General features: G+C 36.8%; 28 protein-coding genes, 1 pseudogene and 1 other annotated feature. Of the genes and pseudogenes, 21 read left to right on the plus strand and 8 right to left on the minus strand.

Features of this window, described 5'->3' with window-relative positions; translation table 11 throughout:
* Nucleotides 1-88 precede the first annotated feature (88 nt).
* From D0S48_RS19980 to argF, 4 genes are all read left to right on the plus strand, one after another.
* The gene (locus D0S48_RS19980; RefSeq protein ID WP_144535461.1) at nt 89-574 is read left to right on the plus strand and encodes a dUTP diphosphatase; all 486 of its coding nucleotides are present in this window, start codon (nt 89-91) and stop codon (nt 572-574) included.
* 75 nt (nt 575-649) lie between these two features.
* Nucleotides 650-2,563, plus strand: coding sequence for a DUF2207 domain-containing protein (locus D0S48_RS19985; RefSeq protein ID WP_144535463.1), 1,914 nt, complete (start codon nt 650-652; stop codon nt 2,561-2,563).
* A gap of 104 nt (nt 2,564-2,667) precedes the next feature.
* Nucleotides 2,668-3,756, plus strand: coding sequence for a M42 family metallopeptidase (locus D0S48_RS19990; protein WP_144535465.1), 1,089 nt, complete (start codon nt 2,668-2,670; stop codon nt 3,754-3,756).
* A 148-nt stretch (nt 3,757-3,904) separates the two neighbouring features.
* Nucleotides 3,905-4,870 (plus strand): ornithine carbamoyltransferase, encoded by a 966-nt coding sequence (gene argF / locus D0S48_RS19995; protein ID WP_144535467.1) that lies wholly within the window; start codon nt 3,905-3,907, stop codon nt 4,868-4,870.
* 174 nt (nt 4,871-5,044) lie between these two features.
* Here the strand turns inward: argF and D0S48_RS20000 are convergent, their stop codons facing one another.
* A complete protein-coding gene (locus D0S48_RS20000) occupies nt 5,045-5,485 on the minus strand; it encodes a DUF4362 domain-containing protein (RefSeq protein WP_144535469.1) in 441 nt (146 codons plus the stop codon).
* A gap of 180 nt (nt 5,486-5,665) precedes the next feature.
* Between D0S48_RS20000 and D0S48_RS20005 the strand changes: the two genes are divergently transcribed.
* Together D0S48_RS20005 and D0S48_RS20010 are read left to right on the plus strand one after the other, a co-directional pair.
* Nucleotides 5,666-6,190, plus strand: a complete 525-nt coding sequence (locus tag D0S48_RS20005) for a sigma-70 family RNA polymerase sigma factor (RefSeq protein ID WP_144535471.1) — start codon at nt 5,666-5,668, stop codon at nt 6,188-6,190.
* Nucleotides 6,183-7,493, plus strand: a complete 1,311-nt coding sequence (locus D0S48_RS20010; RefSeq protein ID WP_151113576.1) for a DUF4179 domain-containing protein — start codon at nt 6,183-6,185, stop codon at nt 7,491-7,493. The genes D0S48_RS20005 and D0S48_RS20010 overlap by 8 nt, the downstream gene beginning before the upstream one ends.
* Before the next feature lie 449 nt (nt 7,494-7,942).
* Here D0S48_RS20010 and D0S48_RS20015 read toward each other — a convergent pair whose 3' ends face one another.
* Nucleotides 7,943-8,926 carry a bile acid:sodium symporter family protein gene (locus D0S48_RS20015; RefSeq protein WP_151113578.1) on the minus strand — a complete coding sequence of 328 codons (984 nt, stop codon included), beginning with the start codon at nt 8,924-8,926 and terminating at the stop codon, nt 7,943-7,945.
* A gap of 1 nt (nt 8,927) precedes the next feature.
* Nucleotides 8,928-10,322 (minus strand): FAD-binding oxidoreductase, encoded by a 1,395-nt coding sequence (locus tag D0S48_RS20020; RefSeq protein ID WP_151113581.1) that lies wholly within the window; start codon nt 10,320-10,322, stop codon nt 8,928-8,930.
* A 188-nt stretch (nt 10,323-10,510) separates the two neighbouring features.
* Between D0S48_RS20020 and D0S48_RS20025 the strand changes: the two genes are divergently transcribed.
* On the plus strand, nt 10,511-11,101 hold the full coding sequence (locus D0S48_RS20025; RefSeq protein ID WP_144535477.1) for a DUF2441 domain-containing protein: 591 nt from the start codon (nt 10,511-10,513) through the stop codon (nt 11,099-11,101).
* Nucleotides 11,102-11,227: 126 nt separating this feature from the next.
* On the opposite strand, the gene sspI is transcribed toward D0S48_RS20025, so the two are convergent.
* The gene (gene sspI / locus D0S48_RS20030; RefSeq protein WP_144535479.1) at nt 11,228-11,437 is read right to left on the minus strand and encodes a small acid-soluble spore protein SspI; all 210 of its coding nucleotides are present in this window, start codon (nt 11,435-11,437) and stop codon (nt 11,228-11,230) included.
* A gap of 173 nt (nt 11,438-11,610) precedes the next feature.
* On the opposite strand from sspI, the gene D0S48_RS20035 reads away from it, so the two are divergent.
* The 3 genes from D0S48_RS20035 (at nt 11,611) to pheT (ending at nt 16,172) form a co-directional block, all read left to right on the plus strand.
* Nucleotides 11,611-12,375, plus strand: a complete 765-nt coding sequence (locus D0S48_RS20035; protein WP_144535481.1) for a TrmH family RNA methyltransferase — start codon at nt 11,611-11,613, stop codon at nt 12,373-12,375.
* 55 nt (nt 12,376-12,430) lie between these two features.
* Nucleotides 12,431-12,663: a binding site (T-box leader), on the plus strand.
* A 47-nt stretch (nt 12,664-12,710) separates the two neighbouring features.
* Complete coding sequence (gene pheS / locus D0S48_RS20040) at nt 12,711-13,748, plus strand: phenylalanine--tRNA ligase subunit alpha (RefSeq protein WP_144535483.1); 1,038 nt, start codon at nt 12,711-12,713, stop codon at nt 13,746-13,748.
* Between the two features lie 12 nt (nt 13,749-13,760).
* Nucleotides 13,761-16,172: a phenylalanine--tRNA ligase subunit beta gene (pheT, locus tag D0S48_RS20045; protein WP_151113583.1), complete on the plus strand. Its 2,412-nt coding sequence runs from the start codon at nt 13,761-13,763 to the stop codon at nt 16,170-16,172.
* Nucleotides 16,173-16,292: 120 nt separating this feature from the next.
* Here pheT and D0S48_RS20050 read toward each other — a convergent pair whose 3' ends face one another.
* Complete coding sequence (locus D0S48_RS20050) at nt 16,293-16,739, minus strand: YflT domain-containing protein (RefSeq protein WP_144535488.1); 447 nt, start codon at nt 16,737-16,739, stop codon at nt 16,293-16,295.
* Between the two features lie 380 nt (nt 16,740-17,119).
* Between D0S48_RS20050 and D0S48_RS20055 the strand changes: the two genes are divergently transcribed.
* The 4 genes from D0S48_RS20055 to D0S48_RS20070 all read left to right on the plus strand — a co-directional run bounded on the left by D0S48_RS20055 (nt 17,120) and on the right by D0S48_RS20070 (nt 20,762).
* Complete coding sequence (locus D0S48_RS20055; RefSeq protein WP_144535490.1) at nt 17,120-17,593, plus strand: hypothetical protein; 474 nt, start codon at nt 17,120-17,122, stop codon at nt 17,591-17,593.
* Nucleotides 17,594-17,666: 73 nt separating this feature from the next.
* Nucleotides 17,667-18,230: a hypothetical protein gene (locus D0S48_RS20060; protein ID WP_151113585.1), complete on the plus strand. Its 564-nt coding sequence runs from the start codon at nt 17,667-17,669 to the stop codon at nt 18,228-18,230.
* Between the two features lie 267 nt (nt 18,231-18,497).
* Entirely contained in the window at nt 18,498-19,919 is a 1,422-nt protein-coding gene (locus D0S48_RS20065) for a sodium:solute symporter family protein (protein WP_144535494.1), read from the plus strand.
* Nucleotides 19,920-20,045: 126 nt separating this feature from the next.
* A complete protein-coding gene (locus D0S48_RS20070; protein WP_144535496.1) occupies nt 20,046-20,762 on the plus strand; it encodes a Fe-S oxidoreductase in 717 nt (238 codons plus the stop codon).
* 49 nt (nt 20,763-20,811) lie between these two features.
* Here the strand turns inward: D0S48_RS20070 and D0S48_RS20075 are convergent, their stop codons facing one another.
* Entirely contained in the window at nt 20,812-21,003 is a 192-nt protein-coding gene (locus tag D0S48_RS20075; protein ID WP_144535498.1) for a hypothetical protein, read from the minus strand.
* Nucleotides 21,004-21,247: 244 nt separating this feature from the next.
* Here D0S48_RS20075 and D0S48_RS20080 point away from each other — a divergent pair, with 244 nt between their 5' ends.
* From D0S48_RS20080 to D0S48_RS20100, 6 genes and pseudogenes are all read left to right on the plus strand, one after another.
* Nucleotides 21,248-21,661, plus strand: a complete 414-nt coding sequence (locus D0S48_RS20080) for an NUDIX hydrolase (RefSeq protein ID WP_144535500.1) — start codon at nt 21,248-21,250, stop codon at nt 21,659-21,661.
* A 12-nt stretch (nt 21,662-21,673) separates the two neighbouring features.
* On the plus strand, nt 21,674-21,994 hold the full coding sequence (locus D0S48_RS20085) for a hypothetical protein (protein ID WP_144535502.1): 321 nt from the start codon (nt 21,674-21,676) through the stop codon (nt 21,992-21,994).
* Between the two features lie 11 nt (nt 21,995-22,005).
* The gene (locus D0S48_RS20090) at nt 22,006-22,548 is read left to right on the plus strand and encodes a ribonuclease FAU-1 family protein (RefSeq protein WP_151113587.1); all 543 of its coding nucleotides are present in this window, start codon (nt 22,006-22,008) and stop codon (nt 22,546-22,548) included.
* Nucleotides 22,549-22,561: 13 nt separating this feature from the next.
* A pseudogene (locus D0S48_RS21025) lies at nt 22,562-23,035 on the plus strand (GrpB family protein); the annotation flags it as partial.
* A 36-nt stretch (nt 23,036-23,071) separates the two neighbouring features.
* Complete coding sequence (locus D0S48_RS21030) at nt 23,072-23,557, plus strand: NUDIX hydrolase (protein ID WP_225321751.1); 486 nt, start codon at nt 23,072-23,074, stop codon at nt 23,555-23,557.
* 22 nt (nt 23,558-23,579) lie between these two features.
* Nucleotides 23,580-24,659 carry an NAD(P)H-dependent flavin oxidoreductase gene (locus D0S48_RS20100; RefSeq protein ID WP_144535508.1) on the plus strand — a complete coding sequence of 360 codons (1,080 nt, stop codon included), beginning with the start codon at nt 23,580-23,582 and terminating at the stop codon, nt 24,657-24,659.
* A 90-nt stretch (nt 24,660-24,749) separates the two neighbouring features.
* Here the strand turns inward: D0S48_RS20100 and D0S48_RS20105 are convergent, their stop codons facing one another.
* Together D0S48_RS20105 and rnhC are read right to left on the minus strand one after the other, a co-directional pair.
* On the minus strand, nt 24,750-25,274 hold the full coding sequence (locus D0S48_RS20105) for a GNAT family N-acetyltransferase (protein WP_144535510.1): 525 nt from the start codon (nt 25,272-25,274) through the stop codon (nt 24,750-24,752).
* Nucleotides 25,275-25,292: 18 nt separating this feature from the next.
* Nucleotides 25,293-26,231, minus strand: a complete 939-nt coding sequence (gene rnhC / locus D0S48_RS20110) for a ribonuclease HIII (RefSeq protein WP_144535512.1) — start codon at nt 26,229-26,231, stop codon at nt 25,293-25,295.
* Nucleotides 26,232-26,310: 79 nt separating this feature from the next.
* On the opposite strand from rnhC, the gene zapA reads away from it, so the two are divergent.
* Nucleotides 26,311-26,571 (plus strand): cell division protein ZapA, encoded by a 261-nt coding sequence (gene zapA, locus D0S48_RS20115; protein WP_144535514.1) that lies wholly within the window; start codon nt 26,311-26,313, stop codon nt 26,569-26,571.
* The last annotated feature ends 2 nt before the right edge of the window (nt 26,572-26,573 follow it).

Consider the following 26,573-nt stretch of genomic DNA (forward strand, 5'->3'; position numbering starts at 1 on the left):
ATGTCCTCCTTGTAAAATACATGATAATTGCTATACGATATAAGAAGTAGTTTGGTTTCAAAATAAATTAAATTTTTTGGAGGAAAATATGAATTTACAAAAACTTTTTAAAATGCAACGAGAATTAGACAGCTATATTGAAACAAATATGAAAGTAAATGAGGATGTATTTCAAAGAAAAGGTTTAGCATTAATCGTAGAATTAGCAGAATTGGCTAATGAAACAAGATGCTTTAAATTTTGGAGCAATAAAGGAGCGTCTGAGAGAGAGGTAATCTTAGAAGAATACGTAGATTCTATTCATTTTTTATTATCATTAGGTATAGAAAAAAAACTGGATTATCTAGAGGTTTGGCCACAATCTAATCTGAAACAAGAAATAACTGAGATTTTTCTTATGACAAATTCAGCTATATTAGATTTTCTTACTAATCCATCAGAAAATCGATATGAAAAAGTATGGATTATGTATGGGGCTATAGCAGAAAAACTTGGTTTCTCCAGTGAAGAAGTGCTGAATGCCTATATATCCAAAAATGAAACCAATTATGAAAGACAGAAAAATGGCTATTAAGTTTTAAATGTGAAACTTTTTTAAGTATTTTCCGTACGATATGTATCTTGATAATATTGGTATGGGAGGTGCTTTATGAAAAAGTTATTATATTTCTTGGTATCTTTAGTGATCGCTTTTCTTTCCTTTGGTTCGGTGGCAGAAGCAAAATCATTCAGCATTGACAAAGTACACATTAAATCTTGGATACAACCAAACGGCGATTTATTAGTTAATGAGGTATTTACTTATAATTTTGATGGTGCCTTTACCAACCTATATAGAGAATTTCCTGATACATACGATGATAGGGTAGTAAATTTCTATTCCTATGAGCTTAAAAGTCTAGATATGGAGCCAGGTTTTGTAGGAGAAGAATCGATGATTCCATTAAGTGTATCCTATGAAAATGACTATTTTCGTACGATTATTGATAAATCCAATGAAAAGGTATCCTTTTTTTATGCTTATACACTAAAGGATGCAGTAAAGTCTTATGAAAATTATAGCGAGCTAAAAGTGACTTACTTTGATGGGAACGCTCATGATCAAACCTATGAGAATGTTACAATTGATTTTATCCTTCCGCAACCAATGAATCCTGATCGTTTTGATGGTATTATGTTTGATCGGCATGCGGTAAAACGTGAGAAAAATCAATATGGGGTTAGGTTTGTGACTCCTAAATCAGAGGCGTATTCTACAACCAAGACTAGTTTTTACTTTCCATCTTCAGTGATTACAGGGATGTCGAAGATTAAGTCATCTCAAACGTTAAGTGATGCTTTTGCTATAGAACAACAAACATTTGACGAGACGTACAATCGATTAGAGGGGATGGGAGAAATAAAGAATCTCATTCCCAAAATAATTATTGGGTTGCTAGTGACTGCATTATTATTCATAATCTTATTGCCACAGAGACATTTTTGGAGAAGGGGATCTGAAAGAGATATCCTAGATACGGATGTTTTATATCTTTTTTTTGTGGACTCCGTAGGTAACACCAGTCGAAAAAGCTTTTTGGCAGGTTTATTTTCATTAGTAGAAAATGGAGCATTAAAAGTTATGAAAGGAAAGGCAGCGGTACGTTTCAAGAATGATCCCAAATCACCAAAAGAGACACTTGAGTTTCAGTTGGTCGATCGAAGCATCGCTAAGGCTGATTTTGAAAATATAATGATAAATTGGTTATTCTCATCAAGAAAAGGATCGATTAAATCAAAATTTAATTTGCATGATATAGCTGGCGCGGCTAGAGAAGAGAAAAGTCAAAATGACTATTTTGTTCATCGAAAAAGAGATTTTAAAGAAAAGCAAAAAAAATGGGAATCGGCAGTTGAATCCGAGATGAAAGAAGCTGGAGCTTTTAATGATAAGATACCACTTACTATTTTAAGTATGGCGACCATTATACTGGGTATACTATTCTCTATTGCCTATTTTGTAGACTTAAGAAGCAGTTGGGGGATAGCATGGATTATAGGTGTTTCCTTGGTGTATATTGTAATACTATGGGTAAAGAAAAAGTCTAAACTATGGCTATTTTTATATATAGCATTCATGTTTTTTGCAAGCGCACAACTGGTAGATGAACAACTGTTCAATCAAACCTTTAATTTATTGGTTGCTTTCATTGTTTTATATATTGCTGTTCCAAGGAATATTTTATCTATGAATGCGGTCAGAGCGAAAGATTCTATAAGAACTTTTAAAAGAGCACTGAGAAAGCGTAAAAAAGAGAATGTTCCTTTATATTCTGAAGAAAGCTGGGCTATTCGAGCGTATTTGTTTAAAAGAAGACAACAAACTTTCCCTCTTGAAATGGCCACAGTTCCATTGGCAGGTTTGTTATTAGTAGAAACAGATCCTATGAATTATGTAATGGATTCATGGAGATGGACTAAGGGTTCCCTATTTTCTGGTGATGGTTCCTCAGGTTCCTCAACTTCATCCTCTGATGGTGGAGGTAGCTCTGGTGACGGTGGAGGAGGCGCTGGTGCAGACTAGTTATTTTATCACTAGAAAACTTGAAGATTCTTTAATAAATATTTTGAATATGCATTCAATTTGTCATATAATTAGTTGATGAGTATATTTAGGAGGTCGAAATAATGACGAAATTAGATGAAACATTAACAATGCTTAAAGATTTGACCGACGCAAAAGGAATACCAGGTAATGAGCGTGAGCCACGTCAAGTGATGGAGAAGTATATCGCTCCTTATGCAGACAAAATTGAATATGACAATCTTGGAAGCTTGATTGCTGAAAAAGTTGGTGATGCCAATGGCCCAAAAATTATGGTCGCTGGTCATTTAGATGAAGTAGGCTTTATGATATCTAAGATTGATGATAAAGGCTTTTTAAGCTTTCAAACAGTAGGAGGCTGGTGGTCACAAGTAATGCTAGCTCAACGTGTTACGATTGTTACACGTAAGGGAGAAACAATTACAGGTGTTATTGGTTCGAAACCACCGCATATTCTAAGCCCAGAGGCTCGTAAAAAACCAGTTGATATTAAAGAAATGTTCATTGATATTGGTGCATCCTCTAAAGAAGAAGCAATGTCATGGGGAGTAATGCCAGGAGATATGGTCGTTCCATATTTTGAGTTTTCTGTTATGAACAATGAAAAACTATTACTTGCAAAAGCATGGGATAACCGTATTGGCTGTGCCATTGCTATTGATGTCTTAAAAAATTTACAAGGTCAAGCTCATCCTAATATCGTTTATGGTGTCGGGAACGTCCAAGAAGAAGTAGGTCTTCGTGGAGCTAAAACGTCTACAGCAAAAATTAACCCTGATATCGGCTTTGCAGTTGATGTGGGTATCGCTGGTGACACTCCTGGAATTTCACCTAAAGAATCTACAAGTAAAATGGGAGACGGCCCACAAATCGTTCTATTCGATGCTTCTATGGTTTCACATAAAGGCTTACGTGATTTTGTAGTGGATACTGCCGAAGAAAATAATATCCCATACCAATTCGAAACAATTGCTGGCGGTGGAACAGATGCGGGATCCATGCACATCTCATTAAACGGGGTACCATGTTTATCGATTGGAGTTGCTACTCGTTATATTCATTCACATGCAGGAATTCTGCATAGAGATGATTATGAGAATACAGTTAAGCTAATTGTGGAAGTTATTAAAAAGCTAGACCATGATACAGTAAATAATATTACTTTTAACTAATTATAAAAGACTAATGAAGGTTGCAATAGTATTCCTCATTAGTCTTTTTTATGTATAAATAAATGTATATAAATCCACTTGACTTTATAAATATTCATATTTATAATAAAAAATACAGAAGGATACGGAAAAGAAGGGGATTAAATTTATGAAACTATTGGAATGGGTAAATCTGAAAATGGTTGATAGCTTAAAAGGAAAAGACCTTTTAACTCTCTTGGATTACTCAAAAGAGGAAGTGAGTGAATTGCTAGAGCTTGCCACAAATTTAAAATCGTTGACGAAAGCAGGGAAATGCCCGCCGCTGTTAGAAGGTAAAACACTTGGGATGATTTTTGAAAAGCATTCTACTCGTACAAGAATTTCTTTTGAAGTAGGAATGAAGCAATTAGGCGGTAATGGTATGTTCATGAATGCACGTGATTTACAAATTGGGCGAGGAGAATCTGTATATGATACTGCTCATGTTTTATCTGGTTATTTAGATGGCATTATGATTCGTGCCAATTCACATGCAATGGTAAGAGAGCTAGCCGAGCATGCGAGTATTCCAGTGATTAATGGATTGACAGATCTTTATCATCCCTGCCAGGCATTAGCGGATATACTTACTGTGCAGGAAGTAAAGGGCTATACGAAGGGACTAAAGATAGCATATGTTGGAGACGGAAACAATGTAGCACATTCCTTAGTTATAGCGGCAGCATACATGGGTATGCATATAGCAGTTGCAACACCGATAGGCTATGAACCGAATAAAGAAATTATGGAAAAGGCCAAGGCTATTGCATTGGATAATGAAGGCTCATTATTTGTATGTAATGATCCCATAGAAGCAGTAGTGAATGCAGATGTAGTGTATACAGATGTATGGACTTCTATGGGACAGGAGGAAGAAGCTGCTAAGCGCTTAGAGGAATTTAAGGAATATCAGATTAATGATAAGCTTGTAGCCAATGCAAAGCCAGATTATATATTTCTCCATTGCTTACCAGCCCACCGAGAAGAGGAGGTTGCCACATCTGTCATAGATGGACCGAACTCATATATCTTCCAACAGGCAGAAAATCGCTTGCATGCACAAAAAGCCGTACTTGCTTCGTTAATGGCTTAAAAGTATTGAATAAACTGTAACGACAGGGTGTGTCCTACAGTTTATATATATGCGATGTCGCTTATCTAGAAGGATGACTTCATCGCTACATAGGAAGAGTGATTCGGGAGACGCCGAGTCACTCTTTATTATTTTTCTTCATTTTAATGATACAAATATAGAGAGGACCATTTGTTAGTGATGGATGACCAGTACGTTCTTGTCATACTCCTCCTGGCAGCCTTCTAACTCGTAATCCGTTCTCGTTTTGGATTGGACAGTGACTAAGGAGGTACAAGATGTTGTCTTCAAGCTACCTGCACCAAAATGATCTCTTCTTGTATCTAATTTAGAGATAATAACTTTTCCATCGTATGCTAGATCACGAAGTATGGGGTCTCCTTCTGTGGTATAAGTAACTATACGAATATTGTCTTTTTGTTCATTATTCAAGTTGCTTAGAAACTCCTCAAATCTATTAAAATTCTGCAAGTCTCCATGTGTATCAACTATGTCCTCTGAACTAGGTGTATAATCTGGCACCGATGGTAGCTGTGATTGAATGACAGACCCCTCTTCTTGACATCCTATCAGTAACATTAGAAAAACAAAAATGAACATGAACTCCTTTTTCATTTCTTACCTCTTTTTTAGTATTAGTCGGGAACGCTTCCTGAATGTTACATTTATAAAAATAGAGATAATGGAATTACAGTTTCCAATAAAAATTATTAATCGTACATAAAAGTGAAAAATAATGAAACGTTTTACATCCTTGCTTTATCTAACAGTTAGAAAGAAAGGGGGATTACTAAATTGTCGGATATAAAGAAAGTGCAAAAAGCAAAGAAGGGGAATCATAAAGCATTTCAGGAGCTAATTGATGAGGAAAAAGTAAAGCTATATAAAATGGCTTTCATGTACATGAAAAATGAAGAAGACGCCCTAGATGTTTTTCAAGAAACTGTTTATAAAGCTTTCGTTTCTCTCAAAAATTTAAAAGAGGACGAATACTTTTCAACATGGATAACTCGCATTCTTATAAATACTTCACTTGATCATATTAAAAAGAAAAATAGAGTAGTTCCGATGGACCGAGAGTCGATAGAGCGGAAAGTAAATCCTTATGTCTCTTCAGAGAAGGATATGGATTTATTGGAGGCTGTCATGAAATTAGATGAAAAATATAAAACAGTTTTAGTGCTAAGGTTTTATCAGGACTATTCCATCAAACAAATAGCGGAAATATTAGAATATCCAGAGGGAACTGTGAAAACAAATGTACATCGAGGTATTAATATTTTACGAGACACATTGAAGGAGGATTGTGTAAATGAGTAAGCAATGGCCAGATTTAAAAAAGGAAATGGATAAAATACATGTGCCACTGGAGAAACTAGATACAATCATAAAAAACACCGTCCAACCGGTCAAAAAGAAAAGATCAGTGATAAAGATAATGTCCTATAGTGCTGTGGGAGCAGCAGTCGCATTGAGTGTGTTTATAGGAACTGCTAGTGTTTCTCCTGCAATGGCCAAAATTGCTTCCCAGGTACCTCTAATTGGTACATTTTTTAATGATGTACAAGACGAAGGTTTACAAATAGCTGGACAGAAGGGTTTAACACAAATTATCGACCAGTCTACAAAGGATAGTGGAATTACTTTAACAATAAACGAAATTTTTTATGATGGAACAAGACTAGTATTAGGTTACACACAAGAATCATTGTTTGCTATAGGAGAGCTGGAAAGACCAACTATTGAGGTAAACGGAAAAGAAATAAATTTCAGTTCTAGCTCATCTGGAAAATTTATAACTCCACAAAAGTATAAAGGGATGATAGAAATAAATCCAACAGAGGAGCTACCAGAAGAATTTGAGCTTAGCATGAGGATAGATGCTGTTGGCCTAATACCTGGCACTTGGAAGTTCGAATACAATGTAAAACAATCGAATGAAGTAATTGTGATACGCCCTGAAGTAGTGAAGATGATTGATGCAGCAGAAGTCAAAATAAGCTCTCTGAAAATTGGTCCTGCTGGGACAGATCTTGCCGTAAATGTTATGTCAGAGGAGAAAGAAACGAATTTAGAGCCTTATGATATAGAATTCTTTATAGTTGATGATGGTGGAAATATATTGGATCCATTAGGGAAAAATGGTCACGGTGATACTGAAAACGGCATCGTTACTACGCAATTAAGCTATCTCTTTAGCCCACTGAAGCAAGGAACTAAAAAGGTTCGAGTTATTCCTTATATGCTGGAGGACAAATTTGCCCTAGAGAAGGTCATCATACCTTTAAAAGGACAAAAATATCCTTTTACATTAAGTCAAGGGGATTTCGGAGATATTCTTGTTACAGAGATTCAGTCGAATGAGGAGCAGATATCTGTCTATTTTGATATACAAAGTGACTCAATTTACGATAATAGACTTTCTAGAAATCCATTATGGCTAGAGGATGATCAGGGGAATAGTTTAGTGCTTGAGGATTCTCCATTCGCGCAAAGGATTGAAGGAAATAGCTTTAAACAAGTTTTTAAAGTAAGTGAACTAGAAAAGGCTCAAATAGTTACTTTCCAATATCCAAAGCCTATCATGTATGAAGAGTATGAAATAGAAGTCCCAGAGCAATAAACATATCTTTTAGTGAAGGAAAAAGTTGGGGAAATCAAAATATAGAGCGATTATATTGGAAGAAGAGCAAATAACATGATTTTTGGAGTTAAAAAACTTAAATAGAAAGAGGATGGAACTAACTATAAGGATACTTCATTCTGAATGAATTTCGTTTTGAAAAAAAATTTAACTAAAGATATACTTTTTTATATCTGAAATTATATACAGTTTTCACTTGATATCAAAGAAAATTAAAGTTGTTCGGAGTGAAGGCGGGACCTCCTAGGAGACAAGCGCGTGTGAGAGACTACAGGCTCGCCCCGTGCCCCCGGGAAAGCGTCCGCAGTAGCGGAGAACACCGACTATGTAATAGAAAAGAGTCTCGAAAATTTACTATTCGGTAAATTTTCGGGACTCTTAAATGTCTAAGGTGGGTTTTGTTCCAGCCTCTTCTTTTAGTTGTATATTTAAATCTGTGATGGCTTACCTTCTAGAGGAATAGATTCAACCTCAACCTCATCTTGTTTTCCTGCGCTCTTGGACCAAACAGTTGCTATAATTGGTCCTGAAATATTATGCCAAACGGCTCCTAAGGCACTTGGAAGAGCGGCTAGTGGACCTAAATGTGCAGTTGCTAGTGCAACTCCTAAACCAGAGTTTTGCATACCAACTTCTATGGAAATAGCACGACAATCTGATTTAGATAGCTTCATCATTTTTGCAGTATAATAGCCAAGCAATAGCCCAGCTCCGTTATGAAGGAAAACCCCAACAAAAACTAATGGACCAGCCGAAGCAATATTGTCTACATTACCAGCAACTACTGCGGAAACAATGATAATAATAGCTAATACAGAGATCAATGGAACAATATTGGCGCTTTTTTCTACAGCTGTTGGTAGTAATTTTTTTATGAGTAATCCAAGTACGATTGGAACAATAATTACTTGTACAATAGACATAAACATGTCCATGGCATTTACCGGCATCCATTGGCCTGCTAACAGTAATAGAAGAACCGGTGTCATTAAAGGCGCCAAGAGAGTTGAGAACGAAGTCATCGTAATTGAAAGTGGTACATTTCCCTTTGCTAGGTAAACCATTACGTTAGAAGCAGTTCCCCCTGGCACAGAGCCAAGTAAAACCAAACCAGCTGCCAGTTCACTAGGTAACTGTAGTAAGTAAGCTATAGCAAAGGCAGTTAAAGGCATGATTATAAACTGTGCTGCTACACCGATTAGTACTGGCTTGGGATTTGTTAAGATCAGTTTAAAATCAACTGCTCTAAGCGTAAGTCCCATTCCAAACATTACTATTCCAAGTAGGATAGTTATATAGCCGCCAAAAGGTAGGAATGCTTCTGGTATTAAGAAAGCTATTACTGCTATTAAAATAACCCAAATGGCAAAATACTTTCCGGCAAAGCTACTGATTTTTTCTAAAATTTTCATATTACCCACCGTCACTTTCAAGTTTTACTATTTTATTTGGGTTTAAAATATTTAGCGGATCGAGAGCAACTTTAATTTTTTCCATAATTCGAAGAGCCTCGCCATGTTCTGCCGCCTGATACTTTTGTTTTCCGACACCTACCCCATGCTCACCAGTGCAAGTTCCTTTTCGTTCGAGAGCATATAGAACAATCTTTTCATTATAGTTCTGTGCCTTCAGTACCTCCTCGGGATTATTCATATCAATCATGAGCAGAGCATGAAAATTTCCGTCTCCGACATGACCAGTAAGTCCTCCTGTTAATCCGATAGCATCGAGCTCCTGACGAGCAAATATAACCGCATCGGCCAATTCTGAAATAGGAACACACACATCTGTAACCATCATTTTCTTACCGACGTTTCCGTGAATATAAGCATAAGCTAAATTATGCCTAGCATCCCAAAGCTTTGTTCGTGCGGTATTATCTGTTTCAAATTGAATATCATCACAGCCATAGTCTTTTACAATTTCTTGGGTAAACTCGACATCTTGAGTGAGTCCAGCTTCATTGCCGTGGAATTCTAAAAACAACGTAGGCTTTTCAGCATAATCAGTTTCACTAAAATGATTAACTTGACGAATCGAGCTCTCATCCACAAGTTCTACACGTGCGATGGGAATACCCGCCTGTAATATAGAAGTTACAGCTTCAACAGCATTTTTGACCGTAGGAAAGGTTGCTCTAGCAGCAGTTGTAAATTCAGGAATGCCATACACCTTTAAAGTTAGTTCTGTAAAGCATCCTAAAGTGCCCTCTGATCCAACGAATAATCCGTTCAAATGAAAACCAGAAGCAGATTTAGCTGCCAAATTACCTGTATGCATGATTGTTCCATCAGCAAGCACTACCTCTAAATCTCTTACTTGATCTCTCATTACTCCATATTTGACGGTGGTAGTTCCGCTAGCATTAGTCGCAGCCATGCCCCCAAGTGTTGCATCTGCACCAGGGTCAACAGAGAAGAACAGGCCATATTTTTTTAATTCTTTGTTAAGCTGCGTTCTCGTAACACCTGGTTGGACCTTCACCAGTAAATCGTTTTCTCTTATCTCTAAAATTTTGTCCATCAATGAAAAGTCAATGGTAATACCATTTTCGTAGGGTATGACGTGACCCTCTAAACTTGTTCCACGTCCAAAAGGTACTACTGGAACTTTAAGTCTACTAGCAGTCTTCATAATATTACTAACGTCTGTTGCGCTTCTAGGGAAAACGACAACGTCTGGTAAACTTATAGAGTGATAGGATTCATCCTTCCCATGTAATTCTCTAATAGTTTGATTGATGGAAATCTGGTCTTGCTCTAGATGTTCACTCAATGCTTCTACAATATTTTCCACCATAATGTTCATACACTTCGCCTCTTTGCTATAATTTAAATATAATATCTTTTGAAACTTTTCTAATTATTCAAACTCATAGAGTAATTATATACAGTATATCGGAGAAATCAAGGATAATTTTCGCAAAAGTTAAATTATTTAGCGGTTTAGTGAATTAAAATAACTAGTTTTATATTTTATTAAATAAGGAGAATATTATGATAGAAAATGGACTAATTGTTTATCATATTGTTACGAGGAAAAAGATGAAGGTAGGACAGATAATTAATTTTGAAAAGAATCAAAGGAATACTTTGTATAGGTTCTTTTTTGAAAGAGAGCATTTAAATTCTAAAGGTGAGGATTTTATAAAAATTTTTCAGAACCAATTTACGGATGAAGGGTTGAAATTAACTAAAGAGGATTCAGAAGTAGGACGTCAATATTTTGACCAAACAACTAGAGCAATACGAGAAACGGTAGCAGAAATGGTGAGATTAGAAGAATACCCGGATTACCCTTCTAGACTTTCTTGTTTATATGCGACGAAAAACTTCGAGGATGCTTTAAAATGGGTGGAAATATTTAATTCCTATAATCGGCAGGTTTTACAACTTGTTAGCTTAAGAGTTTTTGGTAAATCCTTTGAGGGAGATGCTAGCCTTTTGCCAAAGGAGGATGGAGCCTCGTTTTCAAGAAAAATTGAACAAGCAAGAGATTACTGGAAGGGAAACGTAAAAAGTGAATTACCTGAGCTGTTAGTAGACGGAAAAATTGAAGTGATAGAGATTATAAAAGAGTATACATGATGGGGATAAGGTGAAAATTTGGTACGACACTATGGACCAAAGATTGCCTAGCTCTGGTCATGGAACTAATATTGAATTAATAAATAGACCGTAGACTAAGTCTACGGTCTGAACAATTACTTAAACTTATTGAGCAAATGCAGTAGAAACATTATTTAGCATTGCTTGTTTGCTCGATTCATCAGCAGTTTTCCACCATTTTTCAAAAATTACGCCAAGACCAGGTAGTAAATGTTCTTCTCCTCGGTTAATCGCATCTTCCACGACTTCTTTAATATCTGTAGCGGAATTTCCTTTTAGGTTTGCTGCTATTGCTTCTCGAATTTGAAAATCCATTATTATCACTCCTTTTCTTCATCTTTCCCAATGTCTTGCCACGTATACATGATTTTGATAAATTCGTGGAAGATAAATATGAAGTAATAGATTTACGTGATATAATTTTTTTACAAAAGAAAAGATACTGTATTATTTTTTGTGCGGTATATAAGAAAAAGGCGGTACATAACATGAAACGAATTGAATCTCCACAAAATTCCTTAGTTAAACATTGGAAGAAATTACTTAGTGTTCGAAAAGAGCGAGACAAAACAGGAGAATTTATCATTGAAGGATATCATTTAGTCGAGGAAGCAATTAAACAAAAAGAAAATGTTTTAACTATTATGCTAAGTGATACTAGTGAAATTCCTGTAACATGGGACGTTGATAATCTGGAAATCGTTGAGATTAATGATGTTATCAAAAAAGAGCTTGCCGAAACAGAGCATACTCAAGGGATTTTTGCACATTGTAAACAAAGTACAGCTAAGTTAGATGAACAGGGAAGTTGGAAAAGGCTGTTATTGATTGATGCGGTTCAAGACCCTGGAAATATTGGTACGATGATTCGTACAGCCGACGCTGCTGGAATAGACGCAGTCATTCTTGGCAAAGGATCAGCAGATGCTTATAATTCCAAAACACTACGATCTGCACAAGGCTCTCATTTTCATATACCTATTTTAAAAGGTGAATTAAGCTATTGGGTGGACCAGCTGAAAGACAAAAATGTAAAAGTATATGGAACAGCATTTGAAAACTCTACTCCGTTCCATGAAGTAGAGAAAAGTGATGCGTTTGCATTGATAGTAGGAAACGAAGGAAGCGGTATTCAAGCGGATTTGTTGGAACAAACCGACCAAAATATTATTGTCCCTTTGTTTGGTCAAGCAGAATCATTAAATGTTGCAGTGGCAACGGGAATTCTTCTTTATGGACTTACTTTGAGATAAATGCCCTTGATGAAATGTTTAAAAGTCCGTATAATAGATAATAATTTAATAAATAAGAAAAGCTGTCATCGGGAAAAGTATATATGAGAATTCGAATGTAGGGATTTTACGCCTTGACTGGAAGCGTAGATGGAGATTTCATATAGAAGTTCACCCCGTTAGCTGCCACCGGGACCAGTATTTACTGTAAAGGTGTGCCGGTGTAGAGCCGTTAGTCGAATTGAGTGATTGCACGTTTTTTTGTGCAATAATCAGGGTGGTACCGCGAAAATAGTCCTCGTCCCTTTTATAGGGGCGAGGATTTTTTATTTTGTCAATTAGGAGGGATTTTTAAAATGGAAGCACAACTTCAACAGTTGAAAGAAGAAGCTCTACAAAAAATTGAAGCTTCACAAAACACAAAAGAATTAAATGACGTGCGAGTTGCATATTTAGGGAAAAAGGGCCCAATCACGGATTTATTAAAGGGAATGGGTAAACTTCCAGCCGAGGAGCGTCCGAAGATGGGGGCACTTGTCAATGTAGTACGAGAGGAAGTAACTAATGTATTAGAAGCCCGTATGACCTTATTACAGGAGCAATCGATTCAAGAGCAGCTAGAGAAAGAATCTATTGATGTAACTTTACCTGGTCGTCCAGTGAAAACCGGGAATCATCATCCACTTACTCGCGTTGTCGAGGAGATTGAAGATCTATTTTTAAGCATGGGCTATGAAATTGCAGAAGGTCCTGAGGTTGAAAAGGATTACTATAATTTCGAAGCTTTAAACTTACCTAAAGGTCATCCAGCTCGTGATATGCAGGATTCCTTCTACATTTCAGAGGATATTTTGTTACGTACGCATACATCTCCAGTGCAAGCGCGCACAATGGAGGCAAAAGAAGGTCAACCGATTAAAATTATTTGTCCTGGTAAGGTGTATCGTCGTGATAATGATGATGCGACACATTCACACCAATTTACTCAAATTGAAGGTCTAGTAATCGGTGAGAATATCCGTATGAGTGATTTAAAAGGTACATTATCTTTATTCGCGAAGAAGATGTTCGGAGAGGATCGCGAAATTCGTTTGCGTCCAAGTTTCTTCCCATTCACAGAACCATCTGTAGAGATGGATATCTCTTGCTTTAAGTGTGGAGGTAGCGGCTGTAACGTATGTAAGAAGACTGGCTGGATTGAAATACTAGGAGCAGGTATGGTTCATCCTAACGTCCTTGAGATGGCTGGCTATGATTCTAAAAAGCTTTCTGGTTTTGCATTTGGTATGGGGCCAGAGCGTATTGCAATGTTGAAATATGGAGTGGAAGATATTCGTCATTTCTATACAAATGATGTGCGTTTCTTATCGCAATTCCACCGAACAGAAGTGTAAGGAGGAAATGACATGTTAGTATCGACGAAATGGTTATCAGAATATGTAAACACACAAGGATTGAATCCAAAGGATTTAGGAGAAAAAATCACACGCTCAGGTATTGAGGTAGATGCAGTAATTGATCGCTCTCAAGGCATGACAAATGTTGTAGTTGGATATGTAAAAGAAAAGGTGAAACATCCGGAAGCTGATAAGTTAAACATCTGTCAGGTAGATGTAGGAGATGAAATCACTCAAATCATTTGTGGTGCTCCTAACGTAGACGCTGGTCAGAAAGTAATCGTTGCTCGTCCTGGTGCAGTGCTACCAGGTGGCATTAAGATTAAGAAAGCAAAGCTACGTGGAGAAGTATCTAACGGTATGATCTGTTCTCTTCAGGAGCTAGGTATAGAAGGCCGCCTTGTCTCAAAAGCATATGCAGAAGGGATTTATGTTCTTCCTGAAACAGCTGTACCAGGTGAAAGCGCACTTCCATTATTAGGCCTGGACGATATAGTGTTAGAACTAGGTTTAACACCAAACCGTTCTGACGCACTAAGTATGCTAGGAGTAGCTTATGAAGTAGGAGCAATTCTTTCTGAAGATATGAAATACCCAGAAGCGGCCTATACAGAAAGCATTGAAAAAGCAGAAGACTATATAAAGCTTCGTGTGGATGCAATAGAAGAAAATCCTTTGTACATTGCGAAGGTTGTAAAAAACGTACAAGTAAAAGAGTCACCACTATGGCTACAAAATCGTCTAATGGCAGCTGGTGTCCGTCCTCATAACAATGTCGTAGATATTACAAACTACGTGTTAATGGAATACGGCCAACCACTTCATGCATTTGACTATGATCGCCTTGCTACAAAGGAAATCGTTGTTCGCCTAGCAAATGAAGAAGAAAAAATTGTTACACTTGATGATCAAGAGCGTACACTTAAATCTAATCATTTAGTTATTACTAATGGTAAAGAACCAGTTGCTCTTGCTGGAGTTATGGGTGGCGCTAATTCAGAGGTTCATGATGGTACAACAACAGTAGTTATCGAGTCTGCGTACTTTACAGCAAGTTCTGTTCGCCAATCTTCTAAAGATCATAATTTACGTAGTGACGCGAGTGCCCGCTATGAAAAAGGTGTCGATCCTAACAGAGTTGTTTTAGCAGCTGAACGTGCAGCTAGCCTATTAGCAGAACTTGCTGGTGGAGAGGTGTTAGCTGGTTCTGTAGTTGTAGATAAGTTAGATAAATCTCCTGCTGAGGTAATCGTATCTCCTGATTTCATCAACAGTCGCTTAGGAATGAAAATTTCTCTAGAAGATATGACATCTATATTAACTCGTTTGAAGTTTGATTTCCAAGTAGCTAATGGATATTTGTATATTAAAGCTCCGACACGTCGCCAGGACATTAAAATCCCAGAGGATATTGTAGAAGAAATCGCTCGTATGTATGGCTATGATGAAATCCCAATGACATTACCAGTGGAAGAATCGAAGCCTGGTGGTTTAACTTCCTACCAAGCAAAACGTCGCCAAGTGCGAGGATTTATGGAAGGTGCAGGACTTTATCAAGCAATCACTTATTCATTAACTTCAAAAGAAATGGCTCAAAAGTTTGCATTAGAATCTGCTCCAGTGACAGAATTATTAATGCCAATGAGTGAGGAACGCAGCACGTTACGTCAAAGCTTAATCCCACATTTGTTGGAAGCTGTAACGTATAACACTGCTCGCCAAGCCGATACAGTTGCATTATATGAAATTGGCTCTGTATTCTTAGGGGAAACGGAATCTGGTCTTCCTCAAGAGCAAGAGCATTTAGCAGGAGTTATTGCTGGTAAATGGGTAGAGCATAGCTGGCAAGGTGAGAAGAAGAGCGTAGATTTCTTCGTGCTTAAAGGAATTGTGGAAGGTTTGATGGATCTCCTTGGACACACTGAGGATTTAACATTTGAACGTACAGTTGTTGAAGGTATGCATCCAGGAAGAACTGCATCCATTCAATTAGCAGGTGTAGAAATAGGTATTATCGGACAATTACACCCAGCAGAACAAAAAGCCCGCGACTTAAAAGAAACGTATGTGTTCGAATTGAATTTAGTAAAAGTATTAAATAAAGAAGTAGAAACATTATATTATGCACCAGTTTCTAAATTCCCATCTATTACTCGGGATATTGCATTAGTAGTGGAACGTGAAAAAGCTGCTGGAGAGCTCCAAGCGATTATCCAGCAATCAGGCGGAAAACTGTTGAAGGCTGTGCATCTCTTCGATTTATATGAAGGCGAAAAAATGGAACCAGGCAAAAAATCAATTGCATTCTCTCTAACATACTTCGATCCGGAACGAACACTGACTGACGAAGAAGTAGTCAATGCTCACAACAAAGTTCTAAAAGCACTTGCTGAACAAGCAGGAGCAGAGCTAAGAGGATGATTGAATAAAAGAAAAAGGAGCAGCCCTTAAATTGGTGCTGCTCCTTTTTATAGCTATGTGAAGGGGAACAGTGATGTACTTAAACTAACACAGTAGTTAAGCTGACCATTCAATCGACCCTTACGTTTGTGGGTTTTTGGGGTGAAGAAATACCAGGACTTTTCCATCCTGAGCATCATTAGAATATCGCTCTGCTTCATCATCCGGGACTCCGATTTCCATAAGAGCATGTTTTAATCCACCAGCACCAGAGTTGGCCCCTACGACTGCGCCTCCAATTGTTGTAATGATAGGACCTGCAGCCAACACAGCGCCAAATCCGGGAATCAATACTGTAGATAACCCTGCTATAACTCCCGCTATGCCAATTGCTCCTCCAGTTAAAGCTCCCGCAATGGCTCCATCTTTAGTGGAGGGTTTTACTTCCTGTGTAATTTCAGAAAGTTCCTTTGTATTTTTAGCAATAATTGAAATTTCATCAGTTGTATAACCTTTATCTTTTAAATCTTTAACAACTTCAGCTGCTTGTTGTTCGTTTTCGTATACGCCAATAACATGATTCTCCATAAAAAATTACCTCCTGTTTGCTTTAACTAATATTCTTTACCCTTTCTTTAGTTTTTCTAGACATATTTCCACTTTCCATAATTGGGTAAATGATTCTATAATTAAATTACTGCATTAATTTCATAGGAAATACATTAAGATGAGTTAGCTTGCTCCTTCTTCATTAGGTGACTAAACCCTGCAATGATCACTGGTATCAAAAAATATTATTTAAATCATCCCTTTTTTATTTCACTGGCCTGTTGCGTTGTTTTAGTTATTTTCTTCTCTATCTCTATAGTTATTTAATAATCAGTTAAGGTAATGTATGGCAGGCACTATCCTTCCGTTTTATGATAATCATCGCTTAATAAATTTAGAAAAAACAAAGAGGTCATAGTATGAATTCGTTTAAACCAAGCAAGCCAATAAAAGCAATACCCAACATAAAAGAAATTTTGAATAAACAGCTTATTCTTTCGAAGTCTTTAACACAAAGTGAAGCAGATAATTTTCTTCCGAAGCAATGGTTTTGTAGTCTAGATATTGGGGAGTGGGAAGAGGTAGAAATATTTGTTCAAGGGGATACAGAAGATCCTTCAGAAGAATTTATTGAACTGGCAGGGGAAATATTCTCTCAGTTGCCTCAGCACATTAACCGTGCATTAAATTATTTGAAGATATTCTTTCCAACTCATGAGATAGAAGACTATTATCTAGCTACCATATCCTTTGGAAGGATGATCAATTTTGATGATCATCTGTTTTCAGGATTTACAGTAGCCTTTTATAGCGAACGTCCACATGAATTTCAGTATAAGGTAAAATTGAAAAAAGATGGTTGGCCGATTGGCTTTGAAGGTGGACCATTATAAATTAATGATGCAGATTACATATTCTTTAAGATTAAATGAATATGAATATTAAAATAAGGAGGTTGTGTAGAAAATGGGTTTTTTTAACCGTCTTTTTAGGAAAATAGAAGATGTTAATAAGGGAGAGACAGCTGTTTCTGAATTGGAATCTGAGTTTTACATAGAGTCGACTGTAGAAGATGCAATGGAATATTGGGTGGAAATGGCACAGAATATTATTGTAAACACGGTTAAAGCAACTAATAATACTGTAGAACGTGCCTTTGTATTGGTGGATTTAGGTGAACAACCATCCTTCGACATTTTTTATCAAATAGATGGCGGTTTAGTTATGTGGGATCAACTTGACAGTCAATCTATTAAAGAAAAAATTGAAAACGAATTACTACCTCAAGCATCAAATGTTGCCACTGCTGTAAATGACAATTTTACTCAAGCGGAGCATCCTAACATTGCATATGCTGAGCTACAATTTGAATGGCTAACAGGTGCGTGGTTTTCTCATATAATTTGGGAAGATGATAAGGATTCAAAGCTACCTAAGGATGAGATTTTAAATAAATGGTTCGATACATTGAGTAAGGAAATCCAATCCAAGCCGTTAGACAGTGATAGTAAACTAGCATGGTATCCATAAAGTTTTTGTAATTGGATAATGTAACTTATGTTCCACATAGTAAGAGTGAATAAAAATGATATTAGTTTTAGACTGTTACATACTCAAATCGAGTGTTAGCAGTCTTTTTTTGTTGGATTAATTTAACACTAGTGGAAGAAAAAATTATCTCGTTCTTTTATTATGGTTTATACCATCTAAGCAGGGGTAATAAAGTAATAGCAAATTTTTAATAATTTACTTATTTTATTAATAATGTTTGCAAATACAAAAAGATGGAGGGGTTGGATGGGTTTAGCTTTTTGGACATGGACAGTTACAATCACGTTATCTATAGTCTTCATTGGAATGTCATTCCTGTTTAAGAAAAAAGCGGATACTAGCTTTGCACATTACGCGATTGCTGGAGGTACATTACCCTTTTTTCTATTACTGTTCACAGATATCGCAACTATTATGGGAGTTGGAAATTTTGTTGGACATTCATCCAAGGGGTATGAGATTGGAATAGCAAATGTGCCCTTTGTCATTGGCGAACAAGGAGCAAAAATTTTGTTCGCTCTAATATTTGCAGGATTTGCAGCAAAATTTACATATAATACGTTAGCAGAAATGATGGACGATTTAATAATAAGAGATAGGTATTCTCGTAGTTTAATAGCTATTTTAACTTCATCTATTATGATTGCTTGGGTTAGTGGTCAGGCAATGGGGATGGGAGCGCTATTTTCAGCTTTCACAGGTGCCGACCCGCTATTGATGATTTTAGTTTTTTCTGCAGTATTCATCATCTACACTGCTGTTGGCGGTATGTATTCCGTTGTATGGACCGATCTAATACAGGGAGGGATACTCATTGCAATTGCAGTTTGGTTTTACATACAAGTATTCGATAAAGTTGATTTTAGTTATTCGACACTTAAGGGTGGCTTAGAAAATGTTGGAGCTATCGAGTTAGCACAAATGAATCTATCAGCTGTGGAGGTAATTTCTCTGTTTGTAACGGGTACGTTGGGAATATTAGCTGCACAGGTATATTGGCAGCGGTGTTTTGCTTCGAAAAACCCTAAAGCGGCTAGTCGTGCAATGCTAATAAGTGGAGTAGTCGCGATAATTTTCACGATATTTGCCACAATCGCAGGTATGGTTGTGAAATTGCAAAACCCAAATTTGGCAGCAGACGAAGCAATCTCGTGGTTAATTCTTGAGGAAATGACTCAATTAGCTGCTCTTGCCTTTTTCATCATGATTTTCTTGGCAGCCATCTCTAGTGCCTCCTCACTTCTACATTCTGCTGCAGTAGTTATTGTAAATGACTTAGTCATTCCAAATATGAAGCCAAAAGAAGATTCCTATTATTTAAGGTTAACGAGGATAGGGGTCATTGTTATTGGAGCTTTTACTATTGGAACAGCCATTTGGGCAGACTCTATTATCGATTTATTTTCCATGGCCTATTCCATGGCGGGAGGTGGAGTTGTTCCAGTATTAATAGTAGGGCTACTTTGGAAAAAGAGGAAAGGTCAAGAGTTTACGATGGGGACAAGTAATAGTCAAGTTTCCGTTTGGGGAGCGAGGATCGGTATCATAGCTGGCTCTATAGTATCACTTACCATAGGAATTTTATGGGGTGTGATAATATCGGTTTTATTAACTATGATTACCTCAAAAATAATGCCTAATTCAAGTGAAACATCTGTAGAGGCATAAAAATATCCCTATCCGATTTGGTAATCGGTATAGAGTTATTTTTTGGTTTAGGCTCGAAATGTTGCAATGGCTAGCCCTTCCTTTAAAATAGAGGTACTAAGTAAATTATTTTGAATAGGTGATAATATGCCAGCAATAACGTTTGAGCAAGAATTTATATTAAATGAACATCGAATATACACGTCTAAGCCGCTTCGAACTCTTTTTACATTAGAGCGACTAAGTAAGGAATTTTTCCAGGATGATTTTTCAAAGTTGATGCAGGGGATTACCGAAGCAAAAAACCAAGTAGCAGCTGTTTCCCATTTTGCTAAAAGATACGGTATGTTTTTTGCCAATCAATTTTACATGCTGGCTGCTTACGACATGGTTTGGGATGGCAAGCACACAGAGCTTCATTTCGATGTTACAAAGGAATATGGTGCATATACTATAGCTATGTTCATCAATCCAAATGATTTTCGTTACGTGAAGGAAGAAGAGAGAGAAGAGGTCATCCGAAAGATTTTAAGTAAGCAAGGATATGAAATAGTACAGCAGTTAAGAAATACAACAAGTATTTCACCGCTAATCATTTGGGAAAGCTTTTTCGTTCATCTTGTTAATCAGTATGAGAAGCTCTTAGAAGATCCTTCTACCGCTGGTCAAGCTATGGATGATATTGAAATACTCGAGAACCCAGAGGTGTGGAAATTATTCTCCACTAAATCTCTATTCTACGAATACACTCAAGGTAGAAATCCAGCAGTATTAGTAAATCAGCCTATTCGTAGAAGCTGTTGTATGTCTATGGATTTACCAGGTCAAGGAGCATGCGGCTACTGTCCTAAAACAAATAAATAAATTACATTCTATCCCAAAATAGAGCCCTGCCACAAAGGCAGGGCTTGTTCTATGGAGAAATCTTTTTGTGACTGATCCACCAATCTATATGGTCTAAATTAAAGGCTATAATGTCTCCGATTGGTCTAAGATGTGGTATTTCTTTATTTAGCATAAGCTGATGGATTTGTTCTTCTGTTAGTGGATAGCCAACAGAATCTAGATATGTCATTAATTTTTTTACTCCATAGACTCTTCTCAACTAATCACCTCCCACCAAAAGCTCTTACCTTCAAAGAAAGAAATCTTAGTGAGACGTATTAATCGATAGATTTGTTAAATATATACCCCATAAAACTAAAGATAATCCTATAATTATCGAACAACAGTTTGCTAAAAATTTAAAATATTATTAAAAATGAAATCATACATTTGATATAATTCTAATAAAGCTCCTAGAAGATATGTGAGCAACAAATTTCAGTATACAGGAAGATTGATAAGTAATGAAAAGAGTAGATGTAGTCTATGGCTTGATTGCCGATGCAAATGAGGAGAATTTTTTAATGGTCCGGAACACTGGGGCTAGCTGGACACTTCCTGGAGGTGCGGTGGAGAATGGAGAAACATTGGAGCAGGCTATTGTAAGAGAGGTCCAAGAAGAAACAGGGTTAATGACAGAGGTAGAGAGAGTAATAGCACTTAATGAAGCATTTTTTCAACATAAGAACAGTCATGTATTGTTTGTGACATTCAAGATGAAAATTATTGCTGGTGAATGTTGCATAATAAATCCAGAAGAAATTGAAGAATTAAGATGGATGGATAAGCAAACTGTAGATAACAAGATGCCCTATCATCCTGGAGGTATTAACAGCTTGTTAAAATCAGCAGCGCCATATATATATCAAAAAAATTAGGAGGATATGATATTGTTTAATTTGTTTAAAAATGAAAATACAAAAGATACTAATTTGAATGAAAGGGATTTTATTAATGAGGAGGACGGCTTAGGAGTGGGCATACTCATCCACTATACTCCGATTGCCGTTTATATGTATTTATCTACTGATATATTAATAGAAAATGGTGATACCTTGTATGATTCCAAGCATAGAGAAATCATTGTCCAAGGTAACAGTGTGTCTATTACATTAAACGATAAAAGTGAAATCCCAGAAATTATCGATTTATATGGTTTAAATAATAATAATTTGCCTTTAATCACAATTGATGTCACATTGTCCTATTAGAGGATGCGTAAATGATGAAAAGAAAGTACGGTAATCGTTCGGATTGGTCTAGAATTTTAAAGAGACAATATATTTTTAAAGATACTTTTTCAGAGCAATTTACTGGAGGAATCTCTCTTTTACATTTAGTTGAGATTGGAGAACCTTTATGGGTGAATTATGACTCTCAGAAGATTTGTATTGTAGACGATGGATATATGTGGCTTCAACAATATCCAAATGAAGAAAATTATACGGTAACAACGATGTTTAATCATAACGGAGAAGTAGTTCAATGGTATATAGATATTTGCTATAAACACGGAGTGGACTATAACGGACCATGGTGGGATGACTTATTTTTAGATATCATTGTCCTCCCATCAGGAGATTATTACCTTATAGACGAAGATGAGCTTGAAGAGGCTTTACTTAAAGGACAAATAAATTACCAACAGTATAACCAAGCAAAACAGACAGCTGATAAAATTATGGGTGAACTAAAAGAAAATAAATTTGATATATTAAAACAGTCGAATGCTCATAAGAACCTATTGCTAGAGCTTCTAGAGTAAAGTGAGGATAAACATGAGAAAAGTTGAAGTCATTGAATATTCAAAGGATTGGGCTTTACTCTTTGAGCAAGAATCAAAGACGTTAAATGAGATTTTCAAGGAAGAGTTACTTGAAATACATCATATAGGAAGTACTTCAGTAGAAGGACTCTCAGCAAAGCCAATTATAGATATGATGCCGGTAGTACGTGATATTGAGAAGATCGATTTATTCAATCAACAAATGATTCAGCAAGGGTATACACCAAAAGGAGAAAATGGTTTACCTGGTCGACGTTACTTTCAAAAGGGGGAAAATAATCGAACACATCATATACATATTTATGAACAAGGGAATCCAGAAATAGAGAGACATCTTGTCTTTCGAGATTATTTAAAGGTACACCCCGTGGATTTAAATAGATATGGAGAACTAAAGAGCAAACTTGCTAAACTGTTTCCCTTTGATATTGAGAGCTATATTAATGGAAAAGATAAGATTGTTCAAGAAATAGAGGAAAACGCTCAGCGCTGGAAAAAAAGGATACAACTAAATTTTCATAGACCCTTTGGTGTCTATGGTATATGCGTGCAGGAAAAGAAGCTCCTAGTCATTGAAAAGAATAGTGGGCCTTATATCAACCACTATGATCTTCCAGGGGGAAATTTAGAACCTAGGGAATCACTTAAAGAGGCAGTCCAGAGAGAATTTTTAGAGGAAACGGGGTTATTAATAGATGTACTTGAACAGATAGGAACTGCTGATTTTATGATTCATACAGATTGGAGAGAAGGTACGGCCGTACATCATATTGCAGTTTTTTATTTAGTAGAGCAAACAGGGGGTTCCATAACAAAGCCTCTTCTTTTTGAAGGTCAAGACTCTTTAGGGGCTGTTTGGATTGCTGAAGAGGAAGCAACTAAGGAAAATTCATCTCCTTTAGTACTAAAAGCTTTTGAATGGCTGCGTACAAAAAAGTTTTCTATAGAAGCTACTTATTATGAACAATGGCAAGTAAAGAAAAACTAGTGTGAAAGAGAGGATTCCTATTATGGACAATACTTTTATTAGAGCGTTAGATTTAAAATTCCCTATCATTCAAGCGCCAATGGCTGGTGGGGCGACAACCTCTGCTTTAGTAAGCGCTGTCTCCAATCAAGGAGCACTCGGCATGATTGGCGCAGGGTATTTAAAACCAGATGATTTACGCCATCAGATAAAACAAGTGAAATCAGAAACTAACGCAAGTTTCGGAGTAAATTTGTTTGTGCCTGAACATTATGAGATTAAAGAAGAACAGATAGAAAAATCAAAACGACTAATAGAGACCTATGAGCTTCTTTTAAATCAACAGGTTGGAGAGCCTTCTCTACCTAATCGAGAAACTGAAATGTGTATCTACGAAGAGTTAATACAGGTTGTCTTGGATGAGAACGTACCTGTCTGCTCCTTTACCTTTGGGATACCATCTAAAGAAACTATACAAACATTTAAACGTCAAGGAGTTTTTACGATTGGTACTGCTACTAATGTATCTGAAGCAATAGCCGTTGAAAGTTTAGGAATGGATGCGGTAGTTGTTCAGGGGAGTGAGGCAGGGGGCCATCGAGGGAATTTCCTATGCGATTCCAACGAAAGCATGATTGGTTTAATAGCTCTTGTTCCTCAAGTGGTAGACCAAGTAGACATTCCAGTTATTGCTGCAGGTGGAATAATGGACGGTAGAGGGCTATCTTCCGCGCTCTGTTTAGGAGCAGAGGCAGTACAAATGGGGACTGCATTCTTAACCTGTAAAGAAAGTGGGGCACATCCAGTACATCAACAAGCAATACTTCTAGCAAAAAGTGAGGACATAGTAACCACGAAGGCATTTTCAGGTAAGGATGCTAGAGGAATTGAAAATCAGTTTATGAAGGAAATGAAAGAGCACGAAGCAGTTCTTCCTCCATTTCCTGTACAAAATGCTCTTACACAAAATTTAAGAAAATTAGCCTCTCAACAAAAAAATCCAGAGTTCATGTCTCTTTGGTCTGGACAAGGCCCAACATTAGCGAGAGAAGAAACAGTTGAACAGCTTATTAACCGTGTTGCAAATGAGGCGGCTTTAATATTAGATAGGATTAGGCTTTAAAAGAGCTCAGAAAAAAGGAGGTTCATAGTAATCCCATGAACCTCCCCAGATAATACAATATTGTATTTAAAAGCACTGCACATTACGAATCTAATGTAATATGGTTTCCTTATTCGGTCTATATTCATAAACAGGCTCTTCCTGCTGGGTATCATCGAACCATTTTAGTCCCAGATATGTAAAACCAGCTCGTTCTAAAATTTTGAGGGATCCTGCGTTTTCTATACTAGCAGAAGCAGACACAATAAGAACATTTGGATGATTCCTTACGATGTCCATACAAGCAGCTACCGCTTCAGTTGCATATCCTTTCCCCCAAGATTTCTTATTAAAATGATAGATTAATTCTACTTCTTCTATTTTATCCTCGACGTTGAAGCCAGCTGCTCCAATAATCTCTCCCGAGCTTTTTTCCATCACAGCATAAACAGACAAATTTTTCTCTTCATGACATTCGCGATAAAACTCTATAGTTCTAGGTAATGCTTCATGGGAAGATGCTCCTCCACATGATTTCATCACGTCGTTGTCTCCCCAAAACAGCTTAGCTGAATCCAAAAATCTTTCTTCGAATACTACAAGGCATAATCTTTCTGTTTCACCTACTATGTTCATTCATTTCCCCTCCACACGTTAAAATTTTCTTTTTTGAACAAGTTTCATGGCTTTTTGTGTATTTGCAAAATGCCATTTTGTAATAGATTTAAGGAATTCCTCTCCATGCTTCAAATAAATTTTTGCAGCTGTTTCGTCCACTTTTGCACTAGCTCCTTTTGGAATAGTGGTATGTGCTATTTCCGTAAGACGGTCCATTTCCTTCAAGAAAGCATATCTTGCTATAATGGAAGCTGCAGCGACTGAAACGTGTAATTGCTCTGCCTTTGTCGAAAACAAAACATTTTCACGTATGATTTCCTTCTCCATTTTGATATGGTTGTAATAAATACCACGCTCTGCAAACTGATCAATTAATATGTAAGCGGGCTTTTCTGGCTCTATTTTATTTAAAACATGCTTTAAGGCTTGGTTATGCATCATTGCTTTAATTTTACCCTGGGACCAGCCTCGACCTTGAATTTCGTTATACTTTTCATTTTTTAATACGAGCACACTATGGGACAATGTTTTCATCAGGTCTGGGGCAATTCGACGCATCAGCTCATCTGTTAGCATTTTGGAATCCTTAACTCCCAGTTCTCTCACAAGTTCTACTTGATGTGCAGGTACATAGCAGGCTGCTACAGTAATGGGACCAAAATAATCTCCAGTGCCTGTTTCATCAGAACCGATCACGGATAATGTGGTGAAGTTTTCCGGGAGAATGTCACCTTTTGACGAACTGCTCTTTATAGGATTTGCTGGAGAAATGTTTCCGCTCCAAAGAGCTGCCTCTCTAGAAGCACCGTTTCCTTGAAACATTACCTTTCCTGATTTATAAATGGTGATGGCTGTATCTACAAGCTTAGCAGCGAAAACTACCCCTGGTGCAGAGCGTTCGATTTTGAATTTTAAGTAATGTGCCTTCACTTTTTCTATTTCGTTAGCTGGCAATAATAAAACTTCATTTGACATTCATATTGTTCCTTTCTTCACAACGTAATCTATTTCGTGTTATTATTATACATAGGATTTTCTGGGGGAGGGTATGTCTTTGTCAGAACAAGAGAAAACAAGGATTTCTGTCGATATTTATGGACAGAATTATAAAATGGCAGGAACTGAAACATCTGGTCATATGAGACTCGTTGCCTCCATCGTAGATGATAAAATGAGAGAAATACACTCTCATAATAGACAGCTAGATATCGCAAAATTAGCAGTGCTTACCGCTGTTAATGCAGTAAACGATTACATAAAAGTAAAAGAACAGCTAGAACTTCTAGAAGAAGAATTGAAAAGGCTAAAGGACTGAAA

The sequence above is a fragment of the Psychrobacillus sp. AK 1817 genome, assembly GCF_008807035.1.
Classification (GTDB): Bacteria; Bacillota; Bacilli; order Bacillales_A; family Planococcaceae; genus Psychrobacillus; species Psychrobacillus faecigallinarum.

What these genes read in the sequence shown, in the direction of transcription:
- D0S48_RS19980 (WP_144535461.1), top strand. Translation starts at nt 89, where the DNA reads ATGAATTTACAAAAACTTTTTAAAATGCAACGAGAATTAGACAGCTAT.
- D0S48_RS19985 (WP_144535463.1), top strand. Translation starts at nt 650, where the DNA reads ATGAAAAAGTTATTATATTTCTTGGTATCTTTAGTGATCGCTTTTCTT.
- D0S48_RS19990 (WP_144535465.1), top strand. Translation starts at nt 2,668, where the DNA reads ATGACGAAATTAGATGAAACATTAACAATGCTTAAAGATTTGACCGAC.
- argF (WP_144535467.1), top strand. Translation starts at nt 3,905, where the DNA reads ATGAAACTATTGGAATGGGTAAATCTGAAAATGGTTGATAGCTTAAAA.
- D0S48_RS20000 (WP_144535469.1), bottom strand. Translation starts at nt 5,485, where the DNA reads ATGAAAAAGGAGTTCATGTTCATTTTTGTTTTTCTAATGTTACTGATA.
- D0S48_RS20010 (WP_151113576.1), top strand. Translation starts at nt 6,183, where the DNA reads ATGAGTAAGCAATGGCCAGATTTAAAAAAGGAAATGGATAAAATACAT.
- D0S48_RS20015 (WP_151113578.1), bottom strand. Translation starts at nt 8,926, where the DNA reads ATGAAAATTTTAGAAAAAATCAGTAGCTTTGCCGGAAAGTATTTTGCC.
- D0S48_RS20020 (WP_151113581.1), bottom strand. Translation starts at nt 10,322, where the DNA reads ATGAACATTATGGTGGAAAATATTGTAGAAGCATTGAGTGAACATCTA.
- D0S48_RS20025 (WP_144535477.1), top strand. Translation starts at nt 10,511, where the DNA reads ATGATAGAAAATGGACTAATTGTTTATCATATTGTTACGAGGAAAAAG.
- sspI (WP_144535479.1), bottom strand. Translation starts at nt 11,437, where the DNA reads ATGGATTTTCAAATTCGAGAAGCAATAGCAGCAAACCTAAAAGGAAAT.
- D0S48_RS20035 (WP_144535481.1), top strand. Translation starts at nt 11,611, where the DNA reads ATGAAACGAATTGAATCTCCACAAAATTCCTTAGTTAAACATTGGAAG.
- pheS (WP_144535483.1), top strand. Translation starts at nt 12,711, where the DNA reads ATGGAAGCACAACTTCAACAGTTGAAAGAAGAAGCTCTACAAAAAATT.
- pheT (WP_151113583.1), top strand. Translation starts at nt 13,761, where the DNA reads ATGTTAGTATCGACGAAATGGTTATCAGAATATGTAAACACACAAGGA.
- D0S48_RS20050 (WP_144535488.1), bottom strand. Translation starts at nt 16,739, where the DNA reads ATGGAGAATCATGTTATTGGCGTATACGAAAACGAACAACAAGCAGCT.
- D0S48_RS20055 (WP_144535490.1), top strand. Translation starts at nt 17,120, where the DNA reads ATGAATTCGTTTAAACCAAGCAAGCCAATAAAAGCAATACCCAACATA.
- D0S48_RS20060 (WP_151113585.1), top strand. Translation starts at nt 17,667, where the DNA reads ATGGGTTTTTTTAACCGTCTTTTTAGGAAAATAGAAGATGTTAATAAG.
- D0S48_RS20065 (WP_144535494.1), top strand. Translation starts at nt 18,498, where the DNA reads ATGGGTTTAGCTTTTTGGACATGGACAGTTACAATCACGTTATCTATA.
- D0S48_RS20070 (WP_144535496.1), top strand. Translation starts at nt 20,046, where the DNA reads ATGCCAGCAATAACGTTTGAGCAAGAATTTATATTAAATGAACATCGA.
- D0S48_RS20080 (WP_144535500.1), top strand. Translation starts at nt 21,248, where the DNA reads ATGAAAAGAGTAGATGTAGTCTATGGCTTGATTGCCGATGCAAATGAG.
- D0S48_RS20090 (WP_151113587.1), top strand. Translation starts at nt 22,006, where the DNA reads ATGATGAAAAGAAAGTACGGTAATCGTTCGGATTGGTCTAGAATTTTA.
- D0S48_RS20100 (WP_144535508.1), top strand. Translation starts at nt 23,580, where the DNA reads ATGGACAATACTTTTATTAGAGCGTTAGATTTAAAATTCCCTATCATT.
- D0S48_RS20105 (WP_144535510.1), bottom strand. Translation starts at nt 25,274, where the DNA reads ATGAACATAGTAGGTGAAACAGAAAGATTATGCCTTGTAGTATTCGAA.
- rnhC (WP_144535512.1), bottom strand. Translation starts at nt 26,231, where the DNA reads ATGTCAAATGAAGTTTTATTATTGCCAGCTAACGAAATAGAAAAAGTG.